The organism is Methanosarcina siciliae T4/M (assembly GCF_000970085.1).
Lineage (GTDB): Archaea > Halobacteriota > Methanosarcinia > Methanosarcinales > Methanosarcinaceae > Methanosarcina > Methanosarcina siciliae.
This window is the reverse complement of sequence record NZ_CP009506.1, coordinates 4,990,779-5,017,558: the sequence shown is the minus strand read 5'-3', so window position 1 is coordinate 5,017,558 and position 26,780 is coordinate 4,990,779. Positions and strand designations below refer to the sequence as shown.

17 protein-coding genes are annotated in these 26,780 nt (G+C 41.5%); 6 read left to right on the top strand and 11 right to left on the bottom strand.

What is annotated here, in order from left to right; genetic code table 11:
• Window positions 1-811 precede the first annotated feature (811 nt).
• The 4 genes from MSSIT_RS25445 (at window position 812) to MSSIT_RS20965 (ending at window position 6,503) form a co-directional block, all read left to right on the top strand.
• Window positions 812-937, top strand: coding sequence for a hypothetical protein (locus MSSIT_RS25445; RefSeq protein ID WP_269430796.1), 126 nt, complete (start codon window positions 812-814; stop codon window positions 935-937).
• Between the two features lie 161 nt (window positions 938-1,098).
• The gene (putP, locus tag MSSIT_RS20975; RefSeq protein WP_048174385.1) at window positions 1,099-2,643 is read left to right on the top strand and encodes a sodium/proline symporter PutP; all 1,545 of its coding nucleotides are present in this window, start codon (window positions 1,099-1,101) and stop codon (window positions 2,641-2,643) included.
• A 1,120-nt stretch (window positions 2,644-3,763) separates the two neighbouring features.
• Window positions 3,764-4,951, top strand: coding sequence for a tyrosine decarboxylase MfnA (gene mfnA / locus MSSIT_RS20970; protein ID WP_048174384.1), 1,188 nt, complete (start codon window positions 3,764-3,766; stop codon window positions 4,949-4,951).
• A 457-nt stretch (window positions 4,952-5,408) separates the two neighbouring features.
• A complete protein-coding gene (locus tag MSSIT_RS20965; RefSeq protein WP_048174383.1) occupies window positions 5,409-6,503 on the top strand; it encodes a CBS domain-containing protein in 1,095 nt (364 codons plus the stop codon).
• A 116-nt stretch (window positions 6,504-6,619) separates the two neighbouring features.
• Here the strand turns inward: MSSIT_RS20965 and MSSIT_RS25160 are convergent, their stop codons facing one another.
• Window positions 6,620-6,928, bottom strand: coding sequence for an Hsp70 family protein (locus MSSIT_RS25160; protein WP_269430837.1), 309 nt, complete (start codon window positions 6,926-6,928; stop codon window positions 6,620-6,622).
• Window positions 6,929-7,674: 746 nt separating this feature from the next.
• Between MSSIT_RS25160 and thsA the strand changes: the two genes are divergently transcribed.
• Window positions 7,675-9,345 carry a thermosome subunit alpha gene (thsA, locus tag MSSIT_RS20955; RefSeq protein ID WP_048174381.1) on the top strand — a complete coding sequence of 557 codons (1,671 nt, stop codon included), beginning with the start codon at window positions 7,675-7,677 and terminating at the stop codon, window positions 9,343-9,345.
• 326 nt (window positions 9,346-9,671) lie between these two features.
• Here thsA and MSSIT_RS20950 read toward each other — a convergent pair whose 3' ends face one another.
• Entirely contained in the window at window positions 9,672-10,793 is a 1,122-nt protein-coding gene (locus MSSIT_RS20950) for an ORC1-type DNA replication protein (protein WP_048174380.1), read from the bottom strand.
• Between the two features lie 439 nt (window positions 10,794-11,232).
• On the opposite strand from MSSIT_RS20950, the gene MSSIT_RS20945 reads away from it, so the two are divergent.
• Entirely contained in the window at window positions 11,233-11,466 is a 234-nt protein-coding gene (locus MSSIT_RS20945) for a hypothetical protein (protein ID WP_048174379.1), read from the top strand.
• Between the two features lie 84 nt (window positions 11,467-11,550).
• Here the strand turns inward: MSSIT_RS20945 and MSSIT_RS20940 are convergent, their stop codons facing one another.
• From MSSIT_RS20940 to MSSIT_RS20900, 9 genes are all read right to left on the bottom strand, one after another.
• Window positions 11,551-13,182 (bottom strand): Ppx/GppA phosphatase family protein, encoded by a 1,632-nt coding sequence (locus MSSIT_RS20940; protein WP_048174378.1) that lies wholly within the window; start codon window positions 13,180-13,182, stop codon window positions 11,551-11,553.
• 488 nt (window positions 13,183-13,670) lie between these two features.
• Entirely contained in the window at window positions 13,671-15,857 is a 2,187-nt protein-coding gene (gene ppk1, locus MSSIT_RS20935) for a polyphosphate kinase 1 (RefSeq protein ID WP_052721749.1), read from the bottom strand.
• A 728-nt stretch (window positions 15,858-16,585) separates the two neighbouring features.
• A complete protein-coding gene (locus tag MSSIT_RS20930) occupies window positions 16,586-17,734 on the bottom strand; it encodes an aspartate aminotransferase family protein (RefSeq protein ID WP_231590193.1) in 1,149 nt (382 codons plus the stop codon).
• A 282-nt stretch (window positions 17,735-18,016) separates the two neighbouring features.
• Window positions 18,017-20,140 carry a MutS-related protein gene (locus MSSIT_RS20925; RefSeq protein ID WP_048174376.1) on the bottom strand — a complete coding sequence of 708 codons (2,124 nt, stop codon included), beginning with the start codon at window positions 20,138-20,140 and terminating at the stop codon, window positions 18,017-18,019.
• Between the two features lie 152 nt (window positions 20,141-20,292).
• Window positions 20,293-22,644, bottom strand: a complete 2,352-nt coding sequence (locus MSSIT_RS21510; protein WP_052721748.1) for a tetratricopeptide repeat protein — start codon at window positions 22,642-22,644, stop codon at window positions 20,293-20,295.
• The gene (locus MSSIT_RS20915; RefSeq protein WP_048174375.1) at window positions 22,631-23,815 is read right to left on the bottom strand and encodes an ATP-binding protein; all 1,185 of its coding nucleotides are present in this window, start codon (window positions 23,813-23,815) and stop codon (window positions 22,631-22,633) included. Before MSSIT_RS20915 ends, MSSIT_RS21510 begins: the two co-directional genes overlap by 14 nt.
• Window positions 23,816-24,013: 198 nt before the next feature.
• Entirely contained in the window at window positions 24,014-25,012 is a 999-nt protein-coding gene (locus tag MSSIT_RS20910) for an alpha/beta hydrolase (protein WP_197080313.1), read from the bottom strand.
• Between the two features lie 25 nt (window positions 25,013-25,037).
• On the bottom strand, window positions 25,038-25,205 hold the full coding sequence (locus MSSIT_RS20905) for a preprotein translocase subunit Sec61beta (protein ID WP_048064803.1): 168 nt from the start codon (window positions 25,203-25,205) through the stop codon (window positions 25,038-25,040).
• A gap of 188 nt (window positions 25,206-25,393) precedes the next feature.
• Window positions 25,394-26,413, bottom strand: a complete 1,020-nt coding sequence (locus MSSIT_RS20900; RefSeq protein WP_048174374.1) for an S-methyl-5-thioribose-1-phosphate isomerase — start codon at window positions 26,411-26,413, stop codon at window positions 25,394-25,396.
• Window positions 26,414-26,780: the final 367 nt, after the last annotated feature.

Sequence of the window (26,780 nt, the reverse complement as noted above, 5' to 3'; positions counted from 1 at the left end):
TCCCCTGGAAAAATCGACATCGTTAAAACCAGTCTTAAAAAAATGAAATATTAGAATTTCCAGCACCTTTTGAGGTCAGTTTTAAATCCCCTTTTTCTAATGGAAGAAAATCGGAGCATTTTAGACCCCTTTATTTCCATTAAACTACTAAAAATATTTATTAATAGATAATAAAAATGAGAAGAGAAAACCTTTACTGAAACGAAAGTGGATGTGTTAAAAATTAGAACAGTTTTGATGTGAGTAAGATCATTGATGACAAAACAATTAGTAAAAAAATGAATATAGTTTTACTGGAAATGAGGGATATATATTAAAAGTAACTATATTCATTGAGTGTAAATACATAAAAAAACGGCTCTGTTTATACATTAACTTATAAATTTTACGTTAACTGGGTATTTTTAAACGTCCTATTGTTTTTCTAAAGATTTATTTTAGAACCTGTTAGTTCAGTTCCGGAACTGTCAGTAATATTTGTCTACCATACTGTCTACAGCACTATCCCACTTATCATCTACTGCAATTTTACTCTCACTTTAATAAAGAAATAATCATACTCAAAATTTTTAAAAGACTTTTTGAAGAAAAGAGCGGAAATGATACTGCTCTTAATAATCTTAATAATCTTAATAATATTTTAAAAGTATAGAAGTAAAACGAACTGTTTTTAATATCCGGATAACAAGAAAGTATGGAACTGATTTAAGTAATTATATTCCATAATATAAATAACATACAATAATATTTTAGAATTGACATGTGTCTCTTAAATACACTTCTTTGAACATGGCTGTCGACAATGCCGTAAATGACAAATTTGCAGACAGAAGTAGTGTTGACAGAAGTAATCTTGCTTAACGAATGTGCTCTTATCTGGAACAACATTAACTGCACAAGACTACTGATCTACAGCTGTGAAGATAGAGATTTTTGAGATAAATGTACCTGTGAAAACACAGGATATTTGTTTACAGAATATTTGTTTACAGAATATTTGTTCCACATAAGAAACTAAAAAAATCTACAAAAACTGAAGTTGTACTAAAAAAGGAATTTTACTAAAAAAGGAATTTTACTAAAAAAAGGAGCTAAACAATGGTATCTGATAATTTTAGTATCATACTTATTTTCGCAGCATATCTGCTTTTCATGATCGCTATTGGAGTTCTCTATTATCAAAAAACGGAGAATCTATCAGATTATATCCTGGGAGGAAGAAAACTAAACAGCTGGGTTACTGCGCTGAGTTCACAGGCATCGGATATGAGCGGCTGGCTGCTACTGGGACTGCCCGGGTATGCTTACCTTTCAGGAATGGAATCTATCTGGTTAGCAATCGGGCTGGCTGCCGGAACTTATTTGAACTGGAAATTTGTTGCAAAGAAACTGCGCCAGTATACTGAGGTCGCAGGAGATTCCATTACCATTCCTGTGTACTTTGAAAACAGGTTCAGAGATAAAAGCCATTCCTTGAGAATTATCTCGTCTATCCTGATTCTGATCTTCTTCCTGCTTTATACTTCCTCGGGCCTCGTCGCAGGCGGAAAACTTTTCAATACTGTTTTTGAGATTCCCTATCAGCAAGCTCTTCTTATCGGTGTACTGGTAATTATCAGCTACACATTTCTTGGAGGCTTCATGGCCGTCTGCTGGACTGACTTTTTCCAGGGAATGCTAATGATTTTTGCCATTGTTTTTGTACCCCTAGCCGCTTTAAAGGGAATGGGTGGTTATGATTCCACAATGAGCCTGATTGAGAGCATCGACCCTCAGTTGCTTAATCCCTGGACCGCTCTTGCCGGCGGTGCAATTCCCCTTATCTCAAACCTGGCATGGGGCCTGGGATACTTCGGTATGCCTCACGTCCTTGTCCGTTTTATGGCTATAGAATCCCCTGAAAAAATTAAGCAGGCAAGAGTTATTGCAATGGTCTGGGTCATTATCTCCCTGTTTTTTGCCGTAATAATCGGAATCGTCGGAAGAGCTTACCTTTATCCAGAGTTCCTTGGAGACGGAGGAAGCGAAACTATCTTTATGGTAATGGTAAACACCACGTTTACTCCTATTATTGCAGGAATTTTCCTTGCGGCTATCCTTGCAGCTATTATGAGTACTGCTGATTCCCAGCTCCTTGTGGCTGCTTCTGCTTTTACCGAAGATATCTACAGGATAACTTTAAAAAAGAACGCAGGGGAAAAAGAGCTTGTCTGGATGGGAAGATTTGCAGTTATTCTAATTTCAGCAATTGCCTACCTGATAGCAAGAGATCCGAATAACTCGGTTATGGGACTTGTCTCCTATGCCTGGGCAGGGTTTGGAGCTGCCTTCGGACCTGTTATCCTCTTCTCTCTTTTCTGGAGAAAAACAACCAGGAATGGTGCACTCGGCGGAATGATCGTTGGCGGACTCGTAGTTATCATCTGGAAACAGCTTTCAGGTGGAATCTTTGATATGTATGAAATTGTACCCGGTTTTATCCTCTCATGCATAACACTCTACACCATAAGCATTCTGGATAAAGAAGGCCCCGCAGAAGAAATCCTTAAAGAATTCGACCGCGTAAACCATATAGCTCTCCATGGAATGTCAGCTCGGAAAGAAGACACGATACCCCTGAAAACTGATCTTCGTAAAAGCTAAGAAACCATAATATGAGAAACCATAATATGAGAAACCATAATATGAGAAACTAAGAGAAACGTCTCCCTTCAACCGGGAAAACGCTTCTTGATCCACAAAATGTAAGAATGCCTAAGGGTACCTAAGAGTGTCCGGCAGTTTAACTGGCGGTACCTCTTTTCAAATAAAAATTTCCCTGCTTTTTATTCTTTTTATTTTTGTATTCTCTTATCATATAGTCTTATTTTTCACATTTTTCACCATGAAAAACTGGATTGGATGTTATATGAAATTGAATAGACCCCTTTATTTCCACTGGAGGTTTTATATACCCCCCGGACCCTATGATTTCCAATGAAGAGCGTTTTGGGTTTTGCAGAACAAAATAAAAAGTGATTTTATTTTGTTATGAGAACAAAATAATGTTGTTGTGTTATAACATTAAATGTATATATATTTTGTTATTTAATTTTCATATTTTAGAAAAGAAAACACACTATTCAATTTAAAATTTAATTAATATAAAATTAATATTTTAAACTGGTTTTATTAAATTGTCTAAAAAACCCTCTTATTCCAATCCCATTTATGTTTCCATTGGAAACAAAGGGGTCTCTCTCAAACCTCTATTGAGAACCACATAAGTTTTAAGGTAACTTATCTTTGCTAACTTGTCAACAATTTATAATGTCAATCTAAACGCCAACCTAAAAACAATCAAAAGCCGAATCAAATATCAATTTACTTAATAATCTCGTTATTTTTTCCAGCATTATTTTTATATTATTTTTCTTATTGTCCCTTCTTTACTTTTCTTATTGCCTTTTCTTTACTTTTCTTATCGTCTCTTCTTTACTTTTCTTATTGTCTCTTCTTTACTTTTCTTATTGTCTCTTCTTTACTTTTCTTATTGTCTCTTCTTTACTTTTCTTATTGTATTTTCTTTACTTTTCCTTTTTTCTCTTACTCTCCCATTAATTATCCTTTTTCAATCCTTTCTTTCCCTGGATTTCTTTTTGTATCTGACCAGAATTAACAGCTAATTAAAGCCTTTTTTTGATTTTTAGAAAGTTAAGGAGATCAATTTTTCTCGGTTTTATTCCATAAGTATTTTAAATAAAACTGGTTTTACTTTACCTGTATGAATGAGCAGGGTCTTTCTGAAAAAGAGATATTTTCCTTTCTGGAAAATGCGAAGTCAGAAGATACGGATTATTATCGGGTTTTAAGTTCAATGTGTACTCACCCTCATAAGATCGCAGTTGAGGCTCACAGGCTCTTTATTGAGGCCAATCTGGGCGATCTCGGGCTTTTTGCTGGAGCTTGCAGGCTTGAACAGGAGGTTGTCAGGATGCTTGGGGAGCTTCTCCACGCCCCTTCAATTGTTGTTCCTTCCGGAGGCTCCTGTGAGAGTTCGGTTTGCGGCTACCTTACTACAGGAGGTACCGAATCCAATATTCAGGCTGTAAGAGGAATGAAAAACCTTGTAACCACAGGAAAAAAAGGATTTAAAGGGGTTCCAAACATTGTAATTCCTGAGTCGGCACATTTTTCTTTCGATAAGGTTGCCGACATGATGGGGATAGAGGTCAGGAGGGCTTCACTGGATTCGGAGTTCAGGGTTGACCTTTCATCCGTTGAAAGTCTTATTGATATAAACACTATGGGACTTGTAGGGATAGCAGGAAACACCGAATTTGGCCAGATAGACCCCATTGACAAACTCTCGGAAATAGCGCTTGAAAACGAGCTTTTCCTGCATATTGATGCAGCTTTTGGAGGTTTCGTAATTCCTTTCCTCGAAAAACCCCAGCCTTTTGATTTCAAAGTACCAGGTGTTAGTTCGATTGCCATAGACCCCCACAAGATGGGCCTTTCCACAATTCCGTCAGGAGCTCTGCTTTTCAGATCCCCTTCTTTCCTTGACTCCCTTAAAGTGAACACTCCATACCTTACCACAAAGGCCCAGTTTACACTTACCGGTACAAGGAGTGGAGCTTCAGCTGCTGCTACCTGCGCTGTCATGAAATACCTTGGTAATGAAGGTTACAGAAAGAATGTGCATTACTGCATGCAGCTTACCGAAAAACTGGTCACAGAAGCTCGAAAAATTGGTTTCGAACCCCTGCTCGAACCGGTCATGAACGTAGTCGCTCTGAAAGTCCCGAACCCTGACCTTGTCAGAGAACAGCTGCTTGAAAGATTCGGTTGGAATGTCTCAATTACCCGTATCCCAAGGGCTCTCAGGCTGGTCCTGATGCCGCATAACACTCTCGAAGATATTGAATTATTTGTACAGGATCTTAAAAAAGTGACCGCAGAAATTTAAGTTAACCACTTTTTGCTTTTCCGTTTTGCTTTTCCGTTTTGCTTTTCCGTTTTGCTTTTCTGTTTTCAACTTTCTTTTTTAGGGTAATAATTCAGTTCATGACTTAGTATGACTTAGTTTATGAGTAATTCGGGGCTCTTTGCCTACTTAAGGCATGCAAAAATAATTATACTATTCAAATTAATATAATGATACTTTTGGGTACACAATGGTTTTCTGGCTCTCAGATCAGGTTTAACGGGTCAATTCGAGTTTAAAAATCGGTCACAGATTTATGCAATTTGCCATCTATTTAAGGTATGCATATTTTTGTGCCATATGGTTTATCAGCCTGTTTCACATATATTTCATATCCAGTTCCTCAAGTTTCGCGTAGGTCTATAAGTACGTCTATAAGTATTTCATATATAGTGCATCAGGTGTCTGTATTAAATAAATAAAGGGGGTACTTTATTTTATGAAATCTTCACTGAAAATCGGAAGCGTAATGGGTATACCTATCAGATTGCACATCACTTTTCTTTTGATACTACCCATTTTTGCATATATCTTTGCGATCAATCCATACCCATATGGCTTCCAGGGGGTTGAGCCGCCTGCGACAAAATATGCGCTTTCAACCTTGACTGCAATCCTGCTTTTTGCCTCAATCCTTGTGCATGAGCTTGCACACTCCTATCTGGCAATGCGCTACGGTGTCAATATTGAGAGCATCACGCTCTTCCTTTTCGGAGGAGTTTCTTCAATGGAAGAGATGCCAAGGGATCCCGGACAGGAAGCAAAGATGGCTTCCGCAGGACCTCTAACCAGCCTGCTTATAGGTGGGGTCTGTCTGCTAATATATGGATATATAATTGCGCCAAACTCTGCACTTTCTGCAAATCCCGTTTTTCTGACAATCTGGATTCTCGGGGCTATGAATATAATTCTTGGAATTTTCAACCTGCTGCCCGCATTCCCTATGGACGGGGGCAGAGTACTCCGTGCCTTCTATGCCAGAAGGATGTCTTATGTCAAAGCTACACAGAGTGCAGCTGCCGTAGGGAAGTTTTTTGCTATTCTACTGGCGATTTTCGGAATTCTTGTGGGAAACCTCTGGTTCCCTCTGATTGCTCTCTTCATTTATGTTGGTGCATCCGAAGAGGAACGCTCCACTCAGGCAACCGTAAGTCTGGAAAATGTGCTGGTTAAAGATATAATGACAAAAAGTTTAGTTACAGTGTCCTCTTCCATGAATATCGATGAGCTTGTTCAATTTATGTTTGAGAAAAAACATATGGGTTATCCAGTAATAGACGGAGATACTCTGAAAGGGATTGTAACTTTTACCGATATCCAGCGCGTTTCTACCCTTGACCGCCCTGTAACCCGAGTCTCAGATATTATGACCCGAGATATCATATCCGTTCCTTCGGATGCCCAGGCAAGTGACGCCCTCAAACTTGTCACAGCCAGGAATATAGGGAGAATTCTGGTCATTGATAATGGGGACCTTGTAGGAGTACTTTCCAGAACAGACCTGGTTAGAACCCTTAGGCTCAGATCAGAATGATGCTTTAGATATCAGAATAGTATTTCCATAATGACATTTCCATAATGACATTTCCATAATGCTGTTTCCATAATGCTGCTCCAAAAATTCTTCTTTGGAACTATACATCTGGGATTTTAAATTTGTAGTTTAGAACTCCAGTTAGAATCTGAAGGCACCTCTGTAACTTCCGAGACCGGAGACTCCCAGGTAACTTTCAGATTACCAGGATTCTCAGAATTGGCAGAAATCTTAAGAAACTTATTTCCGAGAATTCCTGTTTGAACCGCAGCTCTCTTCGCTACCACTTCATCAGGGTTAATGTTCTGAAGAGCTTTTTTTTCCATAAAACCCGCTACGGCTTTCACTACAGCAGGAATTCTTGTAGAGCCTCCTACAAAGATTATTTCGTCAATTTCGGAGGGAGAAAGCTTTCCATTCTGCAGTACAAGAATTAGTTGCCCCTGGGTCTATGCCCGGTACGTTATCTCTGATATTTGCCGTCGGTACACCCTCAAAAATATTGTAATATTTCAAAGAGATATTAATTTTTCTACTATAGTTAGAACTATATACGTCGATTTAACGGGCTCAGTTGAGCAAATATCAAATTCTTTTTTTATATTTTTTAGCAAAAAAAGGAAATGAGATTAAAAAGGTTTTCACTGGGAGTGAAAAAATCTAGCAACTCAGTGTCAAAATCCTAACTATTTCAAAGATATATCTGTCTTTCTATATTTTTTGCAATTTTTTTGCGCAGGGAAAAGAACCCGGAGTCCAGGAGAAGTAAGCGGAGAGATAAGCGAAATTAAATAGCCAGAATCAGAATTACAGTCATAAAATATTATTGAGAGAACTGAGAGTACAAATGGAAGTATATTATAAATGTTTTTTAATTTTGGGACGTAGAGAACTATAGAAACTAATACAATAAATTTTAAGATTTAATAAATTTCAAGATTTTTCTGGAAAATTGATGAAATATAATCAGAGATTTTTACTCAGGAATTTTCTGTTAAAGAAAGCTGATGTGAAATAAGTTCATCCAGGGATATTTTTTAAAGAGCGTAAATCCCGGAGCATACTTATTACAGAGAGAACTACGGGATGAGTTTATATAGAAGTACAAACATGTAAAATGCGATTTTAATTCCAGAGATATCCCAAATTCACACTAATGGAGGATTAAATCATGGCAGGACAGCCAATATTCATTTTGAAAGAAGGAAGTAAGCGAACCAGAGGCAGGGATGCCCAGAGTAATAACATAATGGCTGCAAAAGCAGTAGCCGAAGCAGTCAGAACAACCCTCGGTCCCAAAGGCATGGACAAGATGCTTGTGGACTCCATGGGTGATGTGGTCATCACAAACGACGGGGCAACCATTCTCAAAGAAATGGACATTGAACACCCTGCAGCAAAGATGGTAGTTGAGGTATCCAAGACCCAGGACGAACAGGTCGGAGACGGGACCACCAGTGCAGCCGTGGTCGCAGGCGAACTCTTAAAGAAAGCTGAAGATTTAATCGAGCAGGAAATCCACCCGACAATTATTGCGTCCGGGTACAGGTTGGCAGCCGAAAAGGCAGTAGAAGTCTTAAACTCCCTCGCAATGGACGTTGAAATGTCCAACCGTGAACTGCTTGTCAGCATTGCCGAAACCGCCATGACCGGAAAAGGTGCAGAGGCCTCCAAAAAACTCCTCTCCGGAATTGCCGTTGACGCTGTCACAAGCGTTGTCGACACAAACGGTAAGAAGACAATTGACAAGGACAACATCAGCGTTGTCAAGAAAGTCGGCGGCAGGATCGAGGATTCCGAGCTTATCCCGGGCATGATCATCGACAAGGAAAGAGTTCACACAAACATGCCTGAAAAGGTAAAGGACGCAAAGATTGCCCTCCTGAACAGTGCAATTGAACTTAAAGACACCGAAGTGGATGCGGAAATCTCAATCACCTCTCCTGACCAGCTCCAGTCTTTCCTTGACCAGGAAGAAGCCATGCTCAAGAAGATCGTCCAGAAGGTAATCAGCAGCGGCGCAAACGTTGTCTTCTGCCAGAAGGGCGTTGAAGACCTTGCCCAGCATTACCTTGCAAAAGCAGGCATCTTCGCTATTCGCAGAGTCAAGAAGAGCGACATGGAAAAACTCGCAAGGGCAACAGGCGGCAAGCTCATCACTAATCTCGACGAGATCACACCCGAAGACCTCGGTTTTGCCAGGTTCGTTGAAGAGAAGAAGGTTGGAGGAGACAGCATGACCTTTGTCACAGGTTGTGACAATCCGAAAGCTGTTACCATTTTGCTGCGCGGCGGCACAGAACACGTGGTTGACAGTGTTGACAGCGCTCTTGAAGACGCCCTCCGCGTGGTAGGAGTTGCAATCGAAGATGAAAAACTCGTTGCAGGCGGTGGCTCCCCGGAAGTTGAGGTTGCCCTCAGGCTCCAGGAATACGCAGCAACCCTCGAAGGCAGGGAACAGCTTGCAGTTAAAGCCTACTCCGAAGCCCTCGAAGTTATCCCCCGGACTCTTGCAGAAAACGCAGGTCTCGACCCGATCGACATGCTCATGGAGCTGCGCTCCCAGCACGAGAAGGGCATGAAGACCGCAGGCCTTGACGTTTATGAAGGCAAGGTCGTTGACATGTGGAAGAACTTCGTAGTCGAACCCCTCAGAGTCAAGACCCAGGTCATCAACGCAGCCACCGAGTCCGCAGTAATGATCCTCAGGATCGACGACATCATCGCTTCTACCCGTGCAGCCCCGGGCCCTGAAGAAATGGGAGGAATGCCGGGCGGAATGCCACCAGGAATGGGCGGAATGCCACCAGGAATGGGCGGGATGCCACCAGGGATGATGTAACTTCCTGAATAAGAAGAAAAACCAAAACTGATTGAATCGAAAAAAGGTGCAGTTTCCATACTGCTCCTTTTTTAAAGTTAGATCTTTAAAGTTCAATCGGAAACATTTAAAGCCTGAAAGCCTGTTTTCCGGCCTCTCACCGGAAAAAATCCATGTGAATCTCCGTTCTCTTTTTTCTCAGGCTTCTTTTCAGGTTTTTTAAAGAATTAGAATTCTTTCAGATTTTTGGGTTATAAGGCTATTTTTGCAGCCAGAATTTTATAAACGAATTTATAAAAGAGATTGAGAGAATTTATAAAAGAGTTTTTTGCAAATTAACTCGACTTTCAGCCTTTCTTAAGGCAATTAAGGATGTCATCAGCTTCATACTTTGTTTTTATTATCCTCGTCCTGCCCCGTTTGCCCTTGCCTGTAAAGTCGGCGTCCACATAGTTAAGGGTCTGGAGCCTGTTGACCATGCCGTAAAAACGGGTGTACCCTAGCTGGGTCAGTTCGTGGAAGGATTTGTAGAGTTCTCCGGCCTTAACATCATCTGCCCTTGCTATCAGTTCAAGCAGCTGTTTTTCAGAGTCCGAGAGGAGGTTTATGCCCCTGCACAGGTGGAGAAGTTTGGAAGCTTCATAGGCTTTTTCCACATCCTCTGATAAGATTACGCGGCTTCCCCTGCGCTCGGCGTTGAAACCCGAACGTCTCAAAAGGTCTATCCCGACCCTCAGGTCGCCTGTTTTTTCCACATACGAGACAACAAGTTCCAGTACGTCGTCAGAAATTACTTTCGGGTAAAAACCGTACTTAACCCTGTCTTTAAGGATATCCAGAATCTCTGCCTCCCCATACCGCGGGAAGGAAATTTCTTCAGGCAGGAAAACGGAGTTGACCCTTGAATCCAGGCAATAAAGATCGGATGCATCATTTACGATCCCGATAACCCCTATCTTTGCTCCGGGGTACTGTTCGTGGGCTCTGAGCAAGGAATACATCACTTCATTGGCATGTCCTTCATAGCAGAGGTAATTGAGGTCGTCAAGGGCCACAATCAAGACTTTTTCCGAAGAGATCAGGAAATTTACAACGGTTTCGAAGAGTTTCCGAAAAGCAATCCCGGAATTCGGAGGGGAGATCCCGAAAAGCTGCCTGTAAATTCTGGAAATTACTGCAAAGCGTGTAGAATCGATCTGGCAGTTGACTTTTGCAGCCACGACTCCGGGAGCATGAGCCCCAACTTCCCCGAAAACCTTCATAACAGCACTGGTCTTTCCTGTTCCCGGTGGCCCGACCAGCAAACAATTCAAAGGCCGCATGCCGCGCAGGGCAGGTCTGAGCGCAAACCTGAGCGCATTTAACTGTGAGTCCCTGTGGGGAAAATATTCCGGGAGATAATCCGGCTCAAGCACCGAAAGGTCCTTAAATAAGGTTTCGTCCCAGAGTAGAATATCATTGCCTGTCAAGGAAACTTGCTCCTTTGTTATTGATGTATCCTTTATAATGTATCCTTTTTGCCTCGGCTTTTTTGAGGGATCTTTTACAATTACTGGATACTATCGGTTGAGTACTGATCTGTAAAAGTGTGTTTGAATGGCTGGATCACAATTGAATGCAACTTAATTAAATCTCAGGGTAAGCAAATCTCAGCGGAAGTAAATATTCGGCGTAAATAACATCAGGTAATTTAATATTCAATACAAGCAAATATTAAGAACTTTGCAGTTTGAACAGTGCTTCTAAAAGATTATACTCCCGTTTTGCTATAAATAAGTTAAATTTTTGGTAAATATAGCTATTGCTCTGTTTAAATTTTTAATAAATATGTTTTATTACATTTTAGCTTTTTGAAATTTTACCGGATTGATAAGCTACTTATGTACCACTATTTTACCACTTGAATATTTGGGAAAGGCAAACCACAAAAACGTCTATGGGAAACGGGCTAAAACCCTTTTTTTACTTGACAGGGGGAGCAGCCCTTCAGAAATCAGCCTTCTGATCAAAATCCCTGAACCCGAGGTCGAAGCCCTGCTCTCAAGGTTTGAAAAAGAAAGGCTTTCAATCTTTCCTTTTACAGGAGATAATGAAAAAATTCCCGGAAAAAGTCTGGACCGGAGAGTTCAGAAAGAGAATTGAAAGTGCGGTCAGAAGCCTGTATGAAAGCTTCTGACGAGTTTTCGGTTTATTTTTTTAAAAGTTAATTTGCATGGTGAAGAAGCTTCATTCCCGAGAGACTTCCTCGACCTCAACGCTGCCATCAAGAATTAAAGGGACTCCTGCTGCCTGTTCTATAAGGACTTTGGACTGGAGGTTATACCCAAACATCTTTTTGAAATACTTCTTCTGTTTCTCGACCTCCCAGATTTCGAGCTGACACTCCCGTCGGGCATGCATCTCAAGCACAAGGCTGTCGGTTGAAGCGATATAGAAACGAACATGGGAGATAATTCCTGTATGGGAACGGTCAAGCCCTTCGGCAATACGGAGCAGGGCGCTGAGCAGTCTGATGCTCATTACAGTTTCCTTGCTGAGCCCTTCGAGATTGGGATGCTTCTTTTTAGGGGTGTTTTTCCTGTGAAAATACGCAAGGTTTGCAATGATTTCGATTTCTTCAGGCTGAAAGCCGGGGAGATTGCTCTCTCTTATGAGGTGATAGGCATGTGCCTGGTGGGTATCGTATGAGAGAAATGTCCCTATGTCGTGCAGGGTTGCGCCGTATTCGAGAAGCTCACGCTCACTCCCTTCAAACTCATGGACCCCAAGAGCCTGGATACTGTCAAAGAGTTCAAGGGCAAGCCTTGTAACGATATGGGCGTGTTCCTCATCAAAGTTGCAGGCAAGCCCAAGCTGCATGATGCTGCGTTTTCTTACCGACATCTGCGTGACCATGTAAGAGAATTCGCTCTTTGAGATATAGTCCACGAGCAGCCCTTCTCTGAGCCCACGCTTGCTGACTGCAATCTCCGGAAGTTCAAGCTCTTCCATAAAGGTCTCAATGATTGCAGCGCCTGCAAGGATTATGTCTGCTCTCTGAACGTTTATCCCCGGAAATTTGCGCCTCTCTTCAAGCGGCAGAGCGCACATCGCCCTTACAATTTTCTTCAGGTCTTCATACTCCAGCTTCTCGAAACTTTCAGGGGAGGGCTTATGCAGGTAAACAAAAGCAATTTTTGCAAGATTTTCGATAGTCCCCGAGCTTCCAACCGCACAGCTTGCTTTATACCTGGAAAGTTCTTTTATTATATCTACAGTTTTGTGCCGGATGTAAGCTTTGATCTGCTCATACTGCTCTTCGGAAACAGGACCTGTTTCATCCGGAAGGAACATGTTTGTCAGACGGATTGCCCCGAGGTTAAGGGAGTGAAGGAAGTAAAACTTATTCTGGTCCCCTATTGACACCTCAGTGCTCCCACCCCCTATATCAATGAAAAGAGCTTTTGTATAACCCAGACGGAGCCCGCTTGAGACCCCCAGGTATATCAGACGGGCTTCTTCCGATCCCGAGATCGTGCAGACCTCAAGGTTTGCCTCTCTTTTAATCATTTCAAGGAACTGGACCTTATTGCTTGCATCCCGGGTTGCAGAGGTTGCCACAGCCATGATCTCCTCTGCCTTGTAAGCCCTTGCAAGTTCCATAAACTTTTTACAGACAACGGTTGCCCGTTCCATTGCTTTTGGTTGCAGGATCCTGTCTATAAACTCCTTTTCTCCAAGCCGCACCGTTTCCTTCTGCTTGGTCAGGGGCTGGTAAGACCCGTTGGGATTGATCCGGACCAGAAGAAGCCGGACTGAGTTAGTCCCTATATCAATAAACGCAACAACCCTACCTTCGGAAATTTTCTCGGGTTCCATTCATGACCACCTGAAAGCTCTGCCTTTAATTTTTCTAGAAGGATTTGCAAGCTTCATAAGCTTCACAATATCATTTCACATTTTTATTCTATTTGAGATTTATTTTTAGGACTCGTATTTTTCTGAATTCTATACTTCTGAATTCTATCTTTCTATTTCTGAATTCTATCCTTCTATATATGTAAAATTGTAAGTTCAAAAACCCTGCCCATATAGTCTGTAGAGTAGTATAAAGACCCCGGGTAGGAAAGGAGAAAACAGAAACAAGAAACAGAAGACAAAAAAAGAAAGAAGAAAGGAAAAAGAAGAAAGGAAAAAGAGGAAAGGAAAAAGAAGAAAGGAAAAAGAAGAAAGGAAAAAGAAGAAAGGAAAAAGAAGAAAGGAAAGATAAAGGAAAGAAGAAAGGAAAGATAAAGGAAAGAAGAAAGGAAAGATAAAGGAAAGAGAGAGGAAAGATAAAGGAAAGATAAAGGAAAATAAATTTTTTTTCAGCTTTTTTCCGTTTTAAGCTCCCAGCTACCTCTGTTCTCTAGCATCCAGAGTTGAGAATCCAGTTCTCCTTCTTCAGGCTGTGGATAGATTCTTTCAGTCCTGCCGTTGGGGAGCAGAAGGCGAGCTTTTATGTTATCTTTCAGGTGGGTACCGAGGATTACATCACGCATAACAGGAATGTAATCTGAAGATATTGGAAAAAGCATTTCAACCCTGTTGTCAAGATTGCGGGGCATAAGGTCGGCGCTGCCCATAAAGATTTCTTCTTTTCCGCCGTTTCTGAAGTAGTATACCCTTGAGTGCTCGAGAAAACGTCCGACTATCGAGATGACCCTTATATTCTCACTCAGCCCGCAGATGCCGGGCCTGAGGCAACAGATGCCCCTTACAATGAGATCTACCTTTACTCCAACTCGAGAAGCCCTGTAAAGTTCACGGATGCACTGATAGTCCACAAGAGAATTCATCTTGAAGATCAGACGCCCGTTTCCGAATTTTTCATGAACATCAATCTCACGCCTGATGCGTTCGAGAATCTGATGCCTCATGTTCTGGGGAGCTACCAGGAGCTTGATATAATGATCTTTCCTTGAATAGCCTGTAAGGGCATTGAAAAGGTCAGAGATGTCTTTGCCTATGAATGAGTCACTTGTCAGATAGCCAAAGTCGGTATAGAGTTTTCCGGTGACAGCATTATAGTTTCCCGTTCCCATATGCACGTAATATCTGATGCCTTCTTTTTCGGCTCTTACAATAAGACACATCTTGGTATGTATTTTACGCCCAGGAAAACCATAGGCTACATGAACGCCTTTGCGCTCGAGTTCCTTTGCCCAGCCGATATTGTTCTCTTCATCAAAGCGGGCTTTGAGTTCAACAAGGGCTGCAACCTGCTTGTTCCGGTCCGCAGCTTTCATAAGAGCCTGGATAATCCTGGAGTTGTCATCTACCCTGTACAGGGTCATTTTGATCGCCAGCACATACGGGTCATCAGCGGCTTCTTCTACTAGATCGATTACTGATTCAAAGCTGTCATAAGGATGATAGAGAAGGATATCCTGCTTTTTCAGGGCTGAAAAGATGTTTTCTTTATCAGCCATAAGGGAATGTTTTCTTGGCTCAAAGGGCTTGTATTTAAGCTCGGGGCGGTTAATTTGCGTAATCTTCATGAGGCTTGAAAGGCCAAGAGGTGCCGCTGACCTGAACATAAGAGGAGGAGTAAGCTCCAGGTTCTTAAGGAGAATATCAGAAACCTTTTCAGGCATGGTACAATCTGTCTCAAGCCGGACGGCAGGCCCGAAGTAGTTTCTCCCCACCCTCTGCTTAACAGCGGTCAGAAGATCCTTGTCCCCATCTTCATCAAAGCCGAGGTCAGCATCCCGGGTGATCCTGAAAGGATAGGCTCCGAGGATGCGCTGCCCGGGGAACAGCAAATCGAGATTTGCAGCAATCAGCTGTTCGAGCCACACAAAACGTCCTAATCTCAGTTCGTCAAAACCGGAAATTATTCTTTCCTGACCTTCTTCAGGGACAACAATCAGCCTTGAGAACATAGGAGGGATCTTGACCCTGGCAAAACGCTCCCCGTATTCCGGGTCATCAATAAGTACGGCAAGGTTGAGACTGAGGTTTGAGATATGAGGGAAAGGATGCCCCGAATCAAAACCAAGGGGAGTAAGTAAAGGAAAAATATTTCTTTCGAAGTAGTCTCTGAGTTTTTCTCGGTCTTCTCCGGAAAGCTCAAAGTAGTTAAGGACCTTAATTCCCTTTTCCCTCAGAGCCGGTTCAAGCAACTCATTCCAGCAACTATCGTTTACAGGAAGCTGCCTTAGAAGTTCTTCCCGGATGACCTGCAACTGTTCCTGAGCCAGTTCATCTGTCTGATCTTCTTTTCCCCCTTCAGCAATACGTTTCTGGACTCCAGAGACCCTGACCATGAAAAACTCATCAAGATTGCTCCCGAAGATGGAAAGAAATTTAACTCTTTCAAGCAGGGGATTACGTTCATCCAGAGCTTCTTCGAGTACCCGGTCATTGAACTGGAGCCAGCTGTATTCCCTGTCCGCATAAAGGCATGGGTTGCTCAGGTCAGGCATGCCTGATACTTCACCCCGGACCCCCTCAACACTATCCGTAACCAATCTATCAAAATCTGCACACTGAATTGGGAAGTTCCTCTCCATTCCTATCACGCGTGGTCTGGGTTTTGTGTTTCTTCAGATCCATCCTCAAAAATATAAGAAGATCGGGATATAAGATTTTTGCCTGTGTTATCATTTGACATTATTACCAGATGTTTGTTCAGTATAAGTTAACAGGGTTGAAAAGAAGATAAGCACCCAATCCGCTCAACAGCCAGAATAGCCAGTTTCCGGGAAAAAATTCCTGAACTGCGCACCAACACATTAGATAATCATTTGGCCGGCTGAGTTTTCGATTTCCTGTCCGGGGTAAAGTGCATCTTCTTATAAAGTAATCGGAGATGCATTGACACTAAGATATATATAGACTTTTGGATTAACAGGAAAATAATAACTATCCGAAATCCCAGCAAACTCATTACTATTTATTGATATATAGTACTAAAGATTTATAATATTATCTCTAGGAAAACTGAAAAAATAAACAAAAAAAGAATATAGCAAGTCTACAAAAACGAAAAAAACAGGGTATTACCTGGGAAAATCACAAGAAATATCCGGAAAATGTAATACTCAAATTAAGATATTTTAAGAGAAATATCAAAGAAATTTAGAAATTGTTCAGAGAGTAGACTCTTGATTCAGACCCTGAGTTTGATAGCTATATAAAAATAAGTGCTCTTTATTTTGTGTTACTCGACTCGACTGGCATCATAAAACAGAGAGCGTTTCCCAGAATTCCAGACAGGAATAGACAGCTGTGATAAGGCTTAGAAGCGGTTACATGTTTTAACTGCTTCTTCGAGAATTAGAAGTCCTTTCTCTAATTCGTCCTTCTTAATATTAAGCGCAGGAAATATCCTGATCCCATTACCCTGTGTCTGAGTAATGAATAAACCTCTTGTTAAGCACTCATTTTTGACATTTGTAGCAATATCTTCACTCTTGAACTCTACCACAATAAGAAGTCCTTTTCCCCGTATGTCAGCAATTAAGTTTCCATAGATTTTCTTCCACGGGCTCATTCTGTTCAGGGCAAGAGAACCAATCTCTTCGACATTTCCGGAAATATTGTTATCCATCAGGTATTTTATCACTGCGTAGGAAACAGCACAACCAAGAGGATTTCCACAGTATGTGCCCCCGTGATCTCCTATTTCAAGCTTCTTTGATACTGCCTCGGATAAAGCAAAAGCACCAAACGGGAAACCACCTGCAATTCCCTTTGCCATTGTCATAAAATCTGCTCTCACTCCATAAGAGCCCGTAACAAAAGCTGGTCCTGTCCTAAAAAAACCTGTTTGGATCTCGTCCATGATCAGCAGGCTCCCGTTCTTCTTACACATGTTATCTACCTCTTTCAGGTATCCTTCGGACGGTATACGAACTCCGCCTTCTCCCTGAATAGGCTCAATGATCACTGCTGCAACATTTCCGTCAAGAGAACGTTCCAAAGCCTCAAGGTTATCGTAGGGAACGAACCGATAATTGGGCATCAGAGGACTATACATGTCCCTATGCCTGGCCTGGCCTGTTGCCGATGTCGTACTGATCGTACGCCCATGAAAACTTTGATACGTAGAAATAATATCGGATCTGCCTGTTACCTTTCTGGCCAATTTGATTGCAGCATCGTTTGCTTCAGCTCCACTGTTTGTGAAGAATACTTTTGTAAGATTGGGAGGCAAAAATCCTTCCAGTAAGGATAGTAAACGAGCACGTGCCGGAGAATATGTAAGTCCTGAATTGGGATTTTGGATTATTTTTCTTCCCTGATCAAGGAGGGCATCGGTAATTACCGGGTTTGCGTGACCAATGCATGTTACACCCCAGCCTGATGTGAAATCAATATACATTTTCCCCTCTTCATCCCATACATAGATTCCCTCTCCTTTTTCAATGGAGATTTTCTGCTTCACGAAGAAAGGCGGAAGGCACTTATCTTCTATTTCGAATGTTGTCTCACTTGACGTAATGAATCACTCCTTTACCGCTGCCGAAAGGAATTAGAGGATAGCACCCGAGCGTCGCAGTCTCAACTCGTTATTCAGCATCGATGGTTCAATTGAAAGTATTTCTTTTTATCAATCTGTTGATTCATTAGAATAATACCATGCCAAACAGCCGACCACTAACAATTGGGACCATAACTCGAAAGATGCAGTTGAAATCTGAAACTGAACGCTCACTTCACTTATCCTTTAATTTTTGAATTTATCCTTCAAATGAGCATAAAATTCCTGTTCTTTTCCCGTGGTCTTTCTCAGTAACCTTTCTACAATAAGCTCCGGAGTGCTTCTTGCCACACGATTGTATATCGGGTTTCTGTTTACGATCAGCTCCAGGCTGGAGTCCAGCCCCTCGGCTTCTATTCCGTCCACTCTGATATCCGTCCCTGTATTTTCAAGGATCAGTTCCGAAAGGTGGGAAACAAAAACCCCGAGGCTCTCTTCGCTCCGGGTAAGGTATTCAAGGATTCCTGCTATGATCCGAGCCGAAGCTCCGGGTTCGGTAATTGATTCCAGCTCATCGGCAAGCACAAGTTTTCCGGATGCTTCGGAAAGCACGGAAAACTGCTTGAGAGTGGTTTCAAAGGCTCCTGCATCAAGTGTTCCTTTTGATTTTCCGAAATAATAGAATTCTTCTACAGGGCCCAGCTCAAGTTCTTTTGCAGGGACAGGAAAACCCATGTGTCCGAGGACCACACACTGGGCAAGGAGTTCAAGTAAGGAGGTCTTACCTCCCGAGTTAACCCCACTCAAAAGTACAACCCTGTTTTCCAGGCCTTCCGGAGAAAAACGAGTTTTTCCGACGGAATAACTGACAGGGTCAATTTCGCCGTATATATCTTTCAGGAAAAGGTTTTCTCCCTCTTTAAAGCCGACTCCGGTTTCAGAGATTGGCTCCGGCATTTTCAGCCTTAACCTGGAAGCAAAGCAGGCTATGGAAAAACCCAGGTCAAAGTCGAGGACCTCCCTGACAAGCCTTTCTACAGGCCGGTGGAAGCTTGAGAGGACTTTTGCAAGCTCCCTTTTGCGGGCAAGCCTTACTTTTTCAAGGGACATGTTCAGCTTTTGCCTGAGAAGCTGCAGCTGAGCCTGTTCGGCCCTGAGAGGATAGGCGATTTCATCGGAGAAGAGAGAGTCAAGCAGCAGTTTTTCCTGTTTCTGGAAATCGAGCTTTTCTGCAAGTTCCTCTTTTACAGCTTCGATCTCGCCTGTATAGACCCTGTGGAGTTCTTTTGCAAGCAGGTCTTTAATTTCCATTCCCCCGCTCACAAGCTTGATGAGTTCCTGCCCGCTCAGGGTAAGAGAGCTTGCTTCAAGTGTTCGGTTCATGCGCTGGTTTGCCTCGTTTAAAGCGGAGGTCAGCAAAGGATCAAGGTTTTGCAGGGCAGCTTCGAGCCTGTCAAGTTCGGGGTCAAACCCTTCAACAGGCTTTCCGTCATCTCCCACTTTCAGAAGGGCTGTTTTGAGGGTCTCAAGTTCTTCATCGGAGAGTTTCTCAAAGAAATCAAAGCCACAAGCCCGCAGAATTGAGGTGATATCCAGGCAGGCAAGAATGCAGTCCAGATTCCTTGCAAAAAAAGCCAGCTCTACTTCAGGCAGGATCTGCCAGAATTCCGCTTTTGAAGGGTCCTGGAAAAACTCGGGCTCAAGCCCTTCAGGTAGGTCAAAAGCAAGATAAGTATCGTCAAAAACAACCACATTCGAGTAACCTCTTGCAAGGTCCACGAACTCGGAAAAACTCTCCACCGCCTGGACAGGCAAAAATGCCTGGAACCTTTCCTTTGCTTCATCCAGAGTTTTCCGGTCTCCGGAAAGAATGATCCTGTCCCTTACCCTCAAGCTCCCCGGGACCGGCCTGAGTTTTTTCACGCTGGAAAGGAGGTTCAGGAACTCCTTATCCTCAGAAAGGACATCGCCAAGCCCAAGGTACTCCCCTACAAAAGCCCGCCTCTCCTGAATAAGGTCCATGCGGGATGCAGGAAACGGATAAAAAAGGTCCAGCTTGTCCCTTGCATGCACCGTATGAGCAAAGCTTTTTATCAGATCGAGCAGGCGGGAGTAGAGGTCAAGAGACTCTTTTGTCTTCAGAAAATCAGAAATTGCACAGCCTTCAACCCTGGCCCTGACATCCCTGGCAAGGGAAAGGGCAAAGGTACGACTGACCCCGTTGACCTCTGAAAGCGAAGCCACGTCCCCTTCAAGGATTGCCTGAAGAGCTGCCTCCTCGCTTCCGAAGTGCTCGACAAGCCTGCCGGCTACTCGTTCACCTATTCCATTAAGTTCCCGTAAGCCTTCGATATTTTGCCCTGACATCATTCGAATAACAATTTGAAATTATTTAAATAATATAGTTAAGAGATTTAAAATAAAAGTTTCAATATAAAAACGTTGGCAAACAAATTAAAGCTACTGCGATTTACTGTAGTAACACATTTCCGCCAAGAATACTATGTTAATCTTTTAAATTCTCATGGTAATAAGTCCCCTGATTTAGAGATTTTTTGAACAATATCAGCCACAATTTCCCGTTCTTCTACCTGCAACTTATAGTATTTCCGAACATCTTTTGTTTCTATAATTTCAACTGCTTTTATCAGAGGTTTGAGAAGTTCAGGATAGCTATCTACTTTAAGTTCTAAAATTTCACCAATAGATATTTTCAAAATTTCAAGCTCACCAGAATCAACCACGTTTTTGAAAAAATTGATCATTGAAGCTTCAAATTTTTCTTTTTCGAGTTGAGGTTCGAGATCGAAAATTGTTCTTATGAATTTTCTACCACTTCCAAGATTTCCAATTCTTAACTCTTCAAAAATAATTTCCCAACAATCTTCAATAAATGTTTCAATTAAGCGAGGTGTTTGATCAACTATTTTACTCTTTATTGATTCAATCTCAGTGATTGCCCCAACAATTTGATCAAGAGAAAGATAGGCTTCAATCAAATCGAGGATACTTTCAATTCTAAGCGATTCATCGCTTGTTATGTTTTTAATTTTGATAAATATTTTAATAGCTTCTTCATACCTTTCCAATGAACATAAAACATATCCTTTATTTGAAAGAGCAAACTCATTTTCAGGATTTAAGTCCAGAACTTTATTGAAAACTTCAATAGCCTCTTCGTACCTTTCCAATGAAGCTAAAGCAGATCCTTTTCTTGTTAGTGCATACTCATCTTCAGGATTAAGTTCTAGGGTTTTATCAAATGCCCTCAATAATTCCTTGTATATTGTGATATGACTAGAATCCAAAAGAACAGAATAATCTTTTGGATCAAATTTTAAAGCCTTTTTAAATGTTTCAAGAGCAATTTCATCATGTTTATAATTGGAAAGACTTTCAAAAATAAGATATTTTGCTTTCAGATCTATATCTGTATTTCTATTTGCAATTTCCTTTAATTTTTGAATATCATGATCGGCTTCTTCCCATTCCTCAAGCTCTATAATTTTTGGAGTGAGCTTCAAAAGAGTTTCGGCCTTGTATTTATCCGACAAAACTTCAATATAGTAGCAGAGATCTTTCAGAACATCTTTATCTCCAGATTCGAGAAGATGGAATTTCCTCTCAAAAAGCTTTTTTTGTTCATTTGAAGTATACCATAACTTTAGGAAGTCCATAAAGACGGAGATTCTGTTTCTTCCAAGAGGCTGCCTCATATCCCTCCAGAGACGAAAAAGTCTCTCACGCACTTCGTAATAAGTTTCTCTTCCCGCAGGTCTTGAAAGAACATACCTATCTTTTTCCAGTCTCCGAAGTTGTGTTATGACAACTGAAGCATCAATTCTTGACTTTTCAGCGATTTGCTTTGGGGTCAGAGGGGATTCGGAAGAGATAACAGTATCAAATATTAGCCTCTTCTGACCTGTTAGAAGCTGAAATATTTCTTGGTAATAAGGGGTGTGTTCATCTAATATCTTGAAAAACACTTTTTCTAGATCTTCAAAATTTTCTCTGGTAATCAGTTCATAGAAAAAGATTACAAGTCTGGGACTGCCACCCGTAAGATGTGTTATACCTTCTATTCTTGGTTCACATTTTTTAAAGTTCTCCAGAAATTCTATGTTACCTTCGATTTCAGCAATTTTTTTAAGCAGAATCTTTATTTCATCAACTGTAAATTCCCTTAAATGCTGGATTCTGAAAAAGTTATAAAAAGGTTCTTCACTTTCAGCCACTCCGGGAAAAATGATTGGAGAAGAAGCTATAATTGAAAAAAAATCATACTTTTGGAAAATTGACCTTAATTTTTGAACTTCCTTTACATCGAATTGTCGGAACACTTCGTGTAAATTCTCAACAAAAATCAGATAAGTTTTATTTTCTTTTTTGGCAATTTCCTTAAGCCTGTCAAGAGAAGCATCAAGAATCTCATCTTCATCGCGAAGAGACAAAATATCTGAAATGTCTTCATTTCTCTCCTGTAGAATCCTCAAGAAGAAATCTGAAGCTCGATAAACCGAATATTCTTCTTCTGCAAACTTAATCGGAATGTAAAAAAAGCTTAGCTCTTGCTTTATTCTGTAATATAGCATGATTAAAAAATGTGACTTCCCTATTCCTCGTGAACCTACAATCAAATAAAACCTTGGAGTTTTATTTTTTCCAGCGGTTTCAAGCTCTTTAAACGTTTTTTCAAAAATGTCGTCTCTTCCAACAAAGATATTTTTTAAAATTTCAGGAGGAACATTTTCCGGAGAATACCTGTATAAAGTGGTCCCTTTAGGATTATTAGAAGAAACGCTAATAGAAGTACTAACAGCAATAGATGAATTACAATTGATGCGATCAGACATATTACTCTTAGACCTTTCCATGGAAAATCCTCCACCAATCTTTGAGCATCTTAGAGTAAAAATTAAGCTTTCCGTCATTGATTTCTATGTAAAAATCATTTTCAAGGTCAGAAATCAGATCTAAAAAATGTTCATAATCATAAGACCCTGTTTCTTGCTGGAAAGCGTCAAAAGCAAGTTCAAGAGGATAACTTTCTGTAGTTGAAATTCTTCCTAATATTGCTTTTGCAGCTTTTACGTCCATTTCATGATAAAAAATTCTAAGCCTATCGAAGTAAGGATCGAAATAATGCTTACTTTTGCTCCCAAGGAGACGAGCATTATAAACATTTTCAATTAAATCACTATCTACCACCTTAAGGGTGATAATTTGCTCGTCCATTATAGCACTGAGCATAATTCCAACAAAATAAGGAATATAAGATTCTCCAACGCAATCCAGGATTTTATTTCCTAATAAAGGTGTATATTCCCAATCCTCTTCCTCAAAAACATTTTTAACAATCTGGAGTGCGACATCCCTTTCAAAACCATTTACCCTTATTGTTTTAAAATCATTAATAACATTGGTGCCCCCAAGATTTCTCAAGACTCGTTCAATACTTACAGAACCCCCAACAATAAAGCGTACATTCGTACAGGTTTGCCGCAACCTTCGGAACCAGGATAAAAATATTTTTGCATCCATTGAATCCATATTTTTGATAGCAATGGGAAATTCATCAAAAATAAAATAGACATTTAAATTACTATTATTGATTATTTTAAATATTGCATCAGATTTATCTATCCAGCCTTCTTTCAAACTTTCCTCAACGCTACTTCTTAGTTTAGCCTTGAAAATCGTATGAATCCCTATTTCCTCTATGTTATCTTGAACTAATTTACAAATATTTTTTATTTTAGATAGAAACCCAGATTTAATACCGAACTCTTTAAAGTCGGTCAGCTCCATGATAATTTCAGATAAGAATCTTTGTGGAGAGTTTACACTTTCAACATCGAGAAAAATGACAACATTACCATCACCAAATAATTCTCTTTCTAACTTTCGCATAATTGAGGTTTTTCCAAACCTTCGAGGTGCGGCAAGAAGAATGTTGTCCTTTTTTAGCGCTGTCAGAATTTGTTTGATTTCCTGTGTTCGATCAATAAAGTCTTCTCCAATTGCCGGGTTCCCTACAGGCATCATAAGATATCACTCAAATTTACCATTCAAAGTTCAGCATATTGTTATATAACAAATTTGTTATATAACATTTTTGTTATATAATATAAAATTGAACAGTATAATTGTAAAAAAATACAAAAGAACAGAAAGAAAATCGCAAATAAGAGAACCTAAGAAATAAAATCAGCTAAGCCTAGAAAAAAGAATATCAGAATAAAATCAAGAAAGAATTTGCGCAAGTTCTTTTTCAAGATAGGGGCGCATGGAAGCTGTGTATCCGTGCGTTTCTTCGGTAGCATTATACATTGCCTTTGGCTCTTCTGCGAGAGCAAAGGTCTTGAGTGCCAGTTCATGCGAGATTACAGTATCATTAAAAGAGTGCATCATAACAAGCCTTGAAGGCGGCAGGGCACTGAGGTATGTGTCCGGATCAATTGAAAGGTAGAACCTGTAAGCTTCGGAGTCAGCCACACTTGCAGGGTCGGTCTCTTCGGTGCTGTACCCCGACGTGCTGATCCCTATAACTCCTTTAAGGGAAGGTTCAAGGGCACAGGCAATAATTGCAAACCTGCCGCCGTTACTTTCCCCGAGAATCGCAAGCCTTTCATGATCTATTTCAGACTGAGCGGAAAGCACGTCTGTGGCTTTGAGGGCGTCATAAACCATAAGATATTCGACAGGTTCGAGCCCTGCCCTGAAAAGTTCAAGATCCCGGTCAACGTTTATTGCTCCCTTGTTGCGCTGGTCAAGGGTAAGGGTTGCATACCCCATTTTAGAGAGTTCGACAGCCAGACCCTGTTCACCTTCTTTGCTGACTCCTGCCCCCGGCAGCAGAACTATGCCCGGGACAGAAGGAACATTTGCAGGAATTCTCAGAAGGGCCTGGACATTTTGGTCACCGCTCTCAAAAGAAATCAGTTTCAGAATATCCGGGTCTTCGGGAGAGTACGGGTCTTCAATTTCCTGAGCTGCAAACACGGGCTCTTCCCTTGGAGAAAAAGATAATATGCCTGCCTCCGAAAGCTTCCAGGGAAGGGTTTTTTCTATGGGATTGGAGGAATTTCCTATGGAATTGGCGGGGTTGTACAGAACCCCGAAGATACCCACAACTATCAGGAGAAAGCCCAGAATAAAAACTGTGGGTTTCGGGGTCCTGGCGCCTGAAGAAAATTTCTTCGTTTTTTTGATCTCTTTTTTTCCAGAACTATGCCTGCTCAAAGGAACACTGCCAGAAAAACCGTAGTTACGGCCAGAAGCCGTTTACAGCACTTAAGAATAATACTGCTATGCCCGCAAGGGCACCGACAATCAGCACTGTTTTCGGCTGGATGTGAACTGCATTTTTGTCAGCTTCGTAATAGCGCATGAGCCCTGCTGAGGACTGAAGTCCAGAACCTGATCTTTTAGCCATGAGTAAAACACCTTTAAGAATACATCTGATATTGATTAATTGAAACGCATATTATCGATTACTATATCGATAGTTATCTCATAATTTACAGTTCTCATATATAAATCCTGCAGAGCTATTCCGAAACAGGGTTACTCAAGGATGGAAAAACTGTGCCCTCAAATTCCAAAAACCGAAGACAGAGGACCTCAGACGAGAACCTCGTCCAGCAGGAAGGGCGGGTAAAACACTCCTTTATCCGTGATTACCGCAGTCACGTTTTCCATGGGGGTTGCATCAAAGGCGGGATTATAGACCTCTACATCTTTCGGGGCAAGCTGCTGGCAGCCTGAGAATCGCAACTCTTCAGGGTCTCGCATTTCGATCCTTACACTTCCCTCCCAGCCTTTGAAGTCGAAAGTAGAGACAGGAGCTGCCACATAGAAGGGAATCTCATGCTCTTTTGCAAGGATCGAGTGCGTATAGGTACCTATCTTGTTAAAAACAACATCCTGGGTAATCCTGTCGGCTCCTACGAGCACGCTGTCCACGAGCCCCTGGTGCATTGCCCAGCCAGCCATCGAATCTGCAATAAGGGTTACAGGGATTTTGTCCTGCATGAGTTCCCAGGTAGTGATCCTGCTTCCCTGGTTCAAAGGCCTCGTCTCGCAGGCAATAACTTTGATCTCTTTGCCTTCTGCAATAGCTGAACGTACAACCCCGAGCGCAGTGCCCCAGTCAACACAGGCAAGCCTTCCTGCGTTGCAGTGCGTAAGGACGGTATCTCCGTCTTTCAGGAATTTTGCCCCGTACTTGCCTATCAGTTTATTTGTTGCTACATCCTCTTCCGCAATGTCCCTGGCTTCCTGAAGGGTAATATCCCGGACTCCCCGGACATCGAAGGCATCAGAAACTGCTTTTAAGACCCTGTCCACACCCCAGCCCAGATTTACAGCTGTAGGGCGGGTCGATTTAAGGGCTTTTGCCGCTACCTTAAGGTCTCTGGTCATCGATTCGAGATCTTTTGCCCCGCTGAGGGATGCTGCCAGGGCAATTCCAAAGCCTCCTGCAGCTCCGAGAGCAGGCGCGCCTCTGATTCTGAGAGTTTTTATAGCTTCACAGAGCGAACTCAGGGTTTTGCATTCTATTATTTTGTACTCCTGCGGGAGCAAGGTCTGGTCTACCAGCACCACAGAATTGGACTCTTCATTCCAGTCAATTGTCCTCATTAAATCACTTTCCGATGTGAACATCAGGTTCTGCCGGGAAATCTTCCGACTTCCCTTTCAAGCCGCCCATCCGATAAAAACCTATTCGACTCGTCCTTTCTCAAAAGGGAGTGTTTCATTTACCGGAAGCTGCCGTTATACCATTCATTTGCTTATTCGGCATTGCCTACCCTTTATCGTTATATCCTTCATTGATTACCCCTTATTGTATATCCTGCATTGTTATATCCTGTATGAAGCAAGCTGAAAACTTGAATATGGACCTAAATAAAAAAGTTCTGCCTCGGATAAAAAAAGAATATTTCTTTCACGGGGGCAAAGTTAGATATAATAGATTATAAAGTAACAGTACAAATAAGAGAAGATT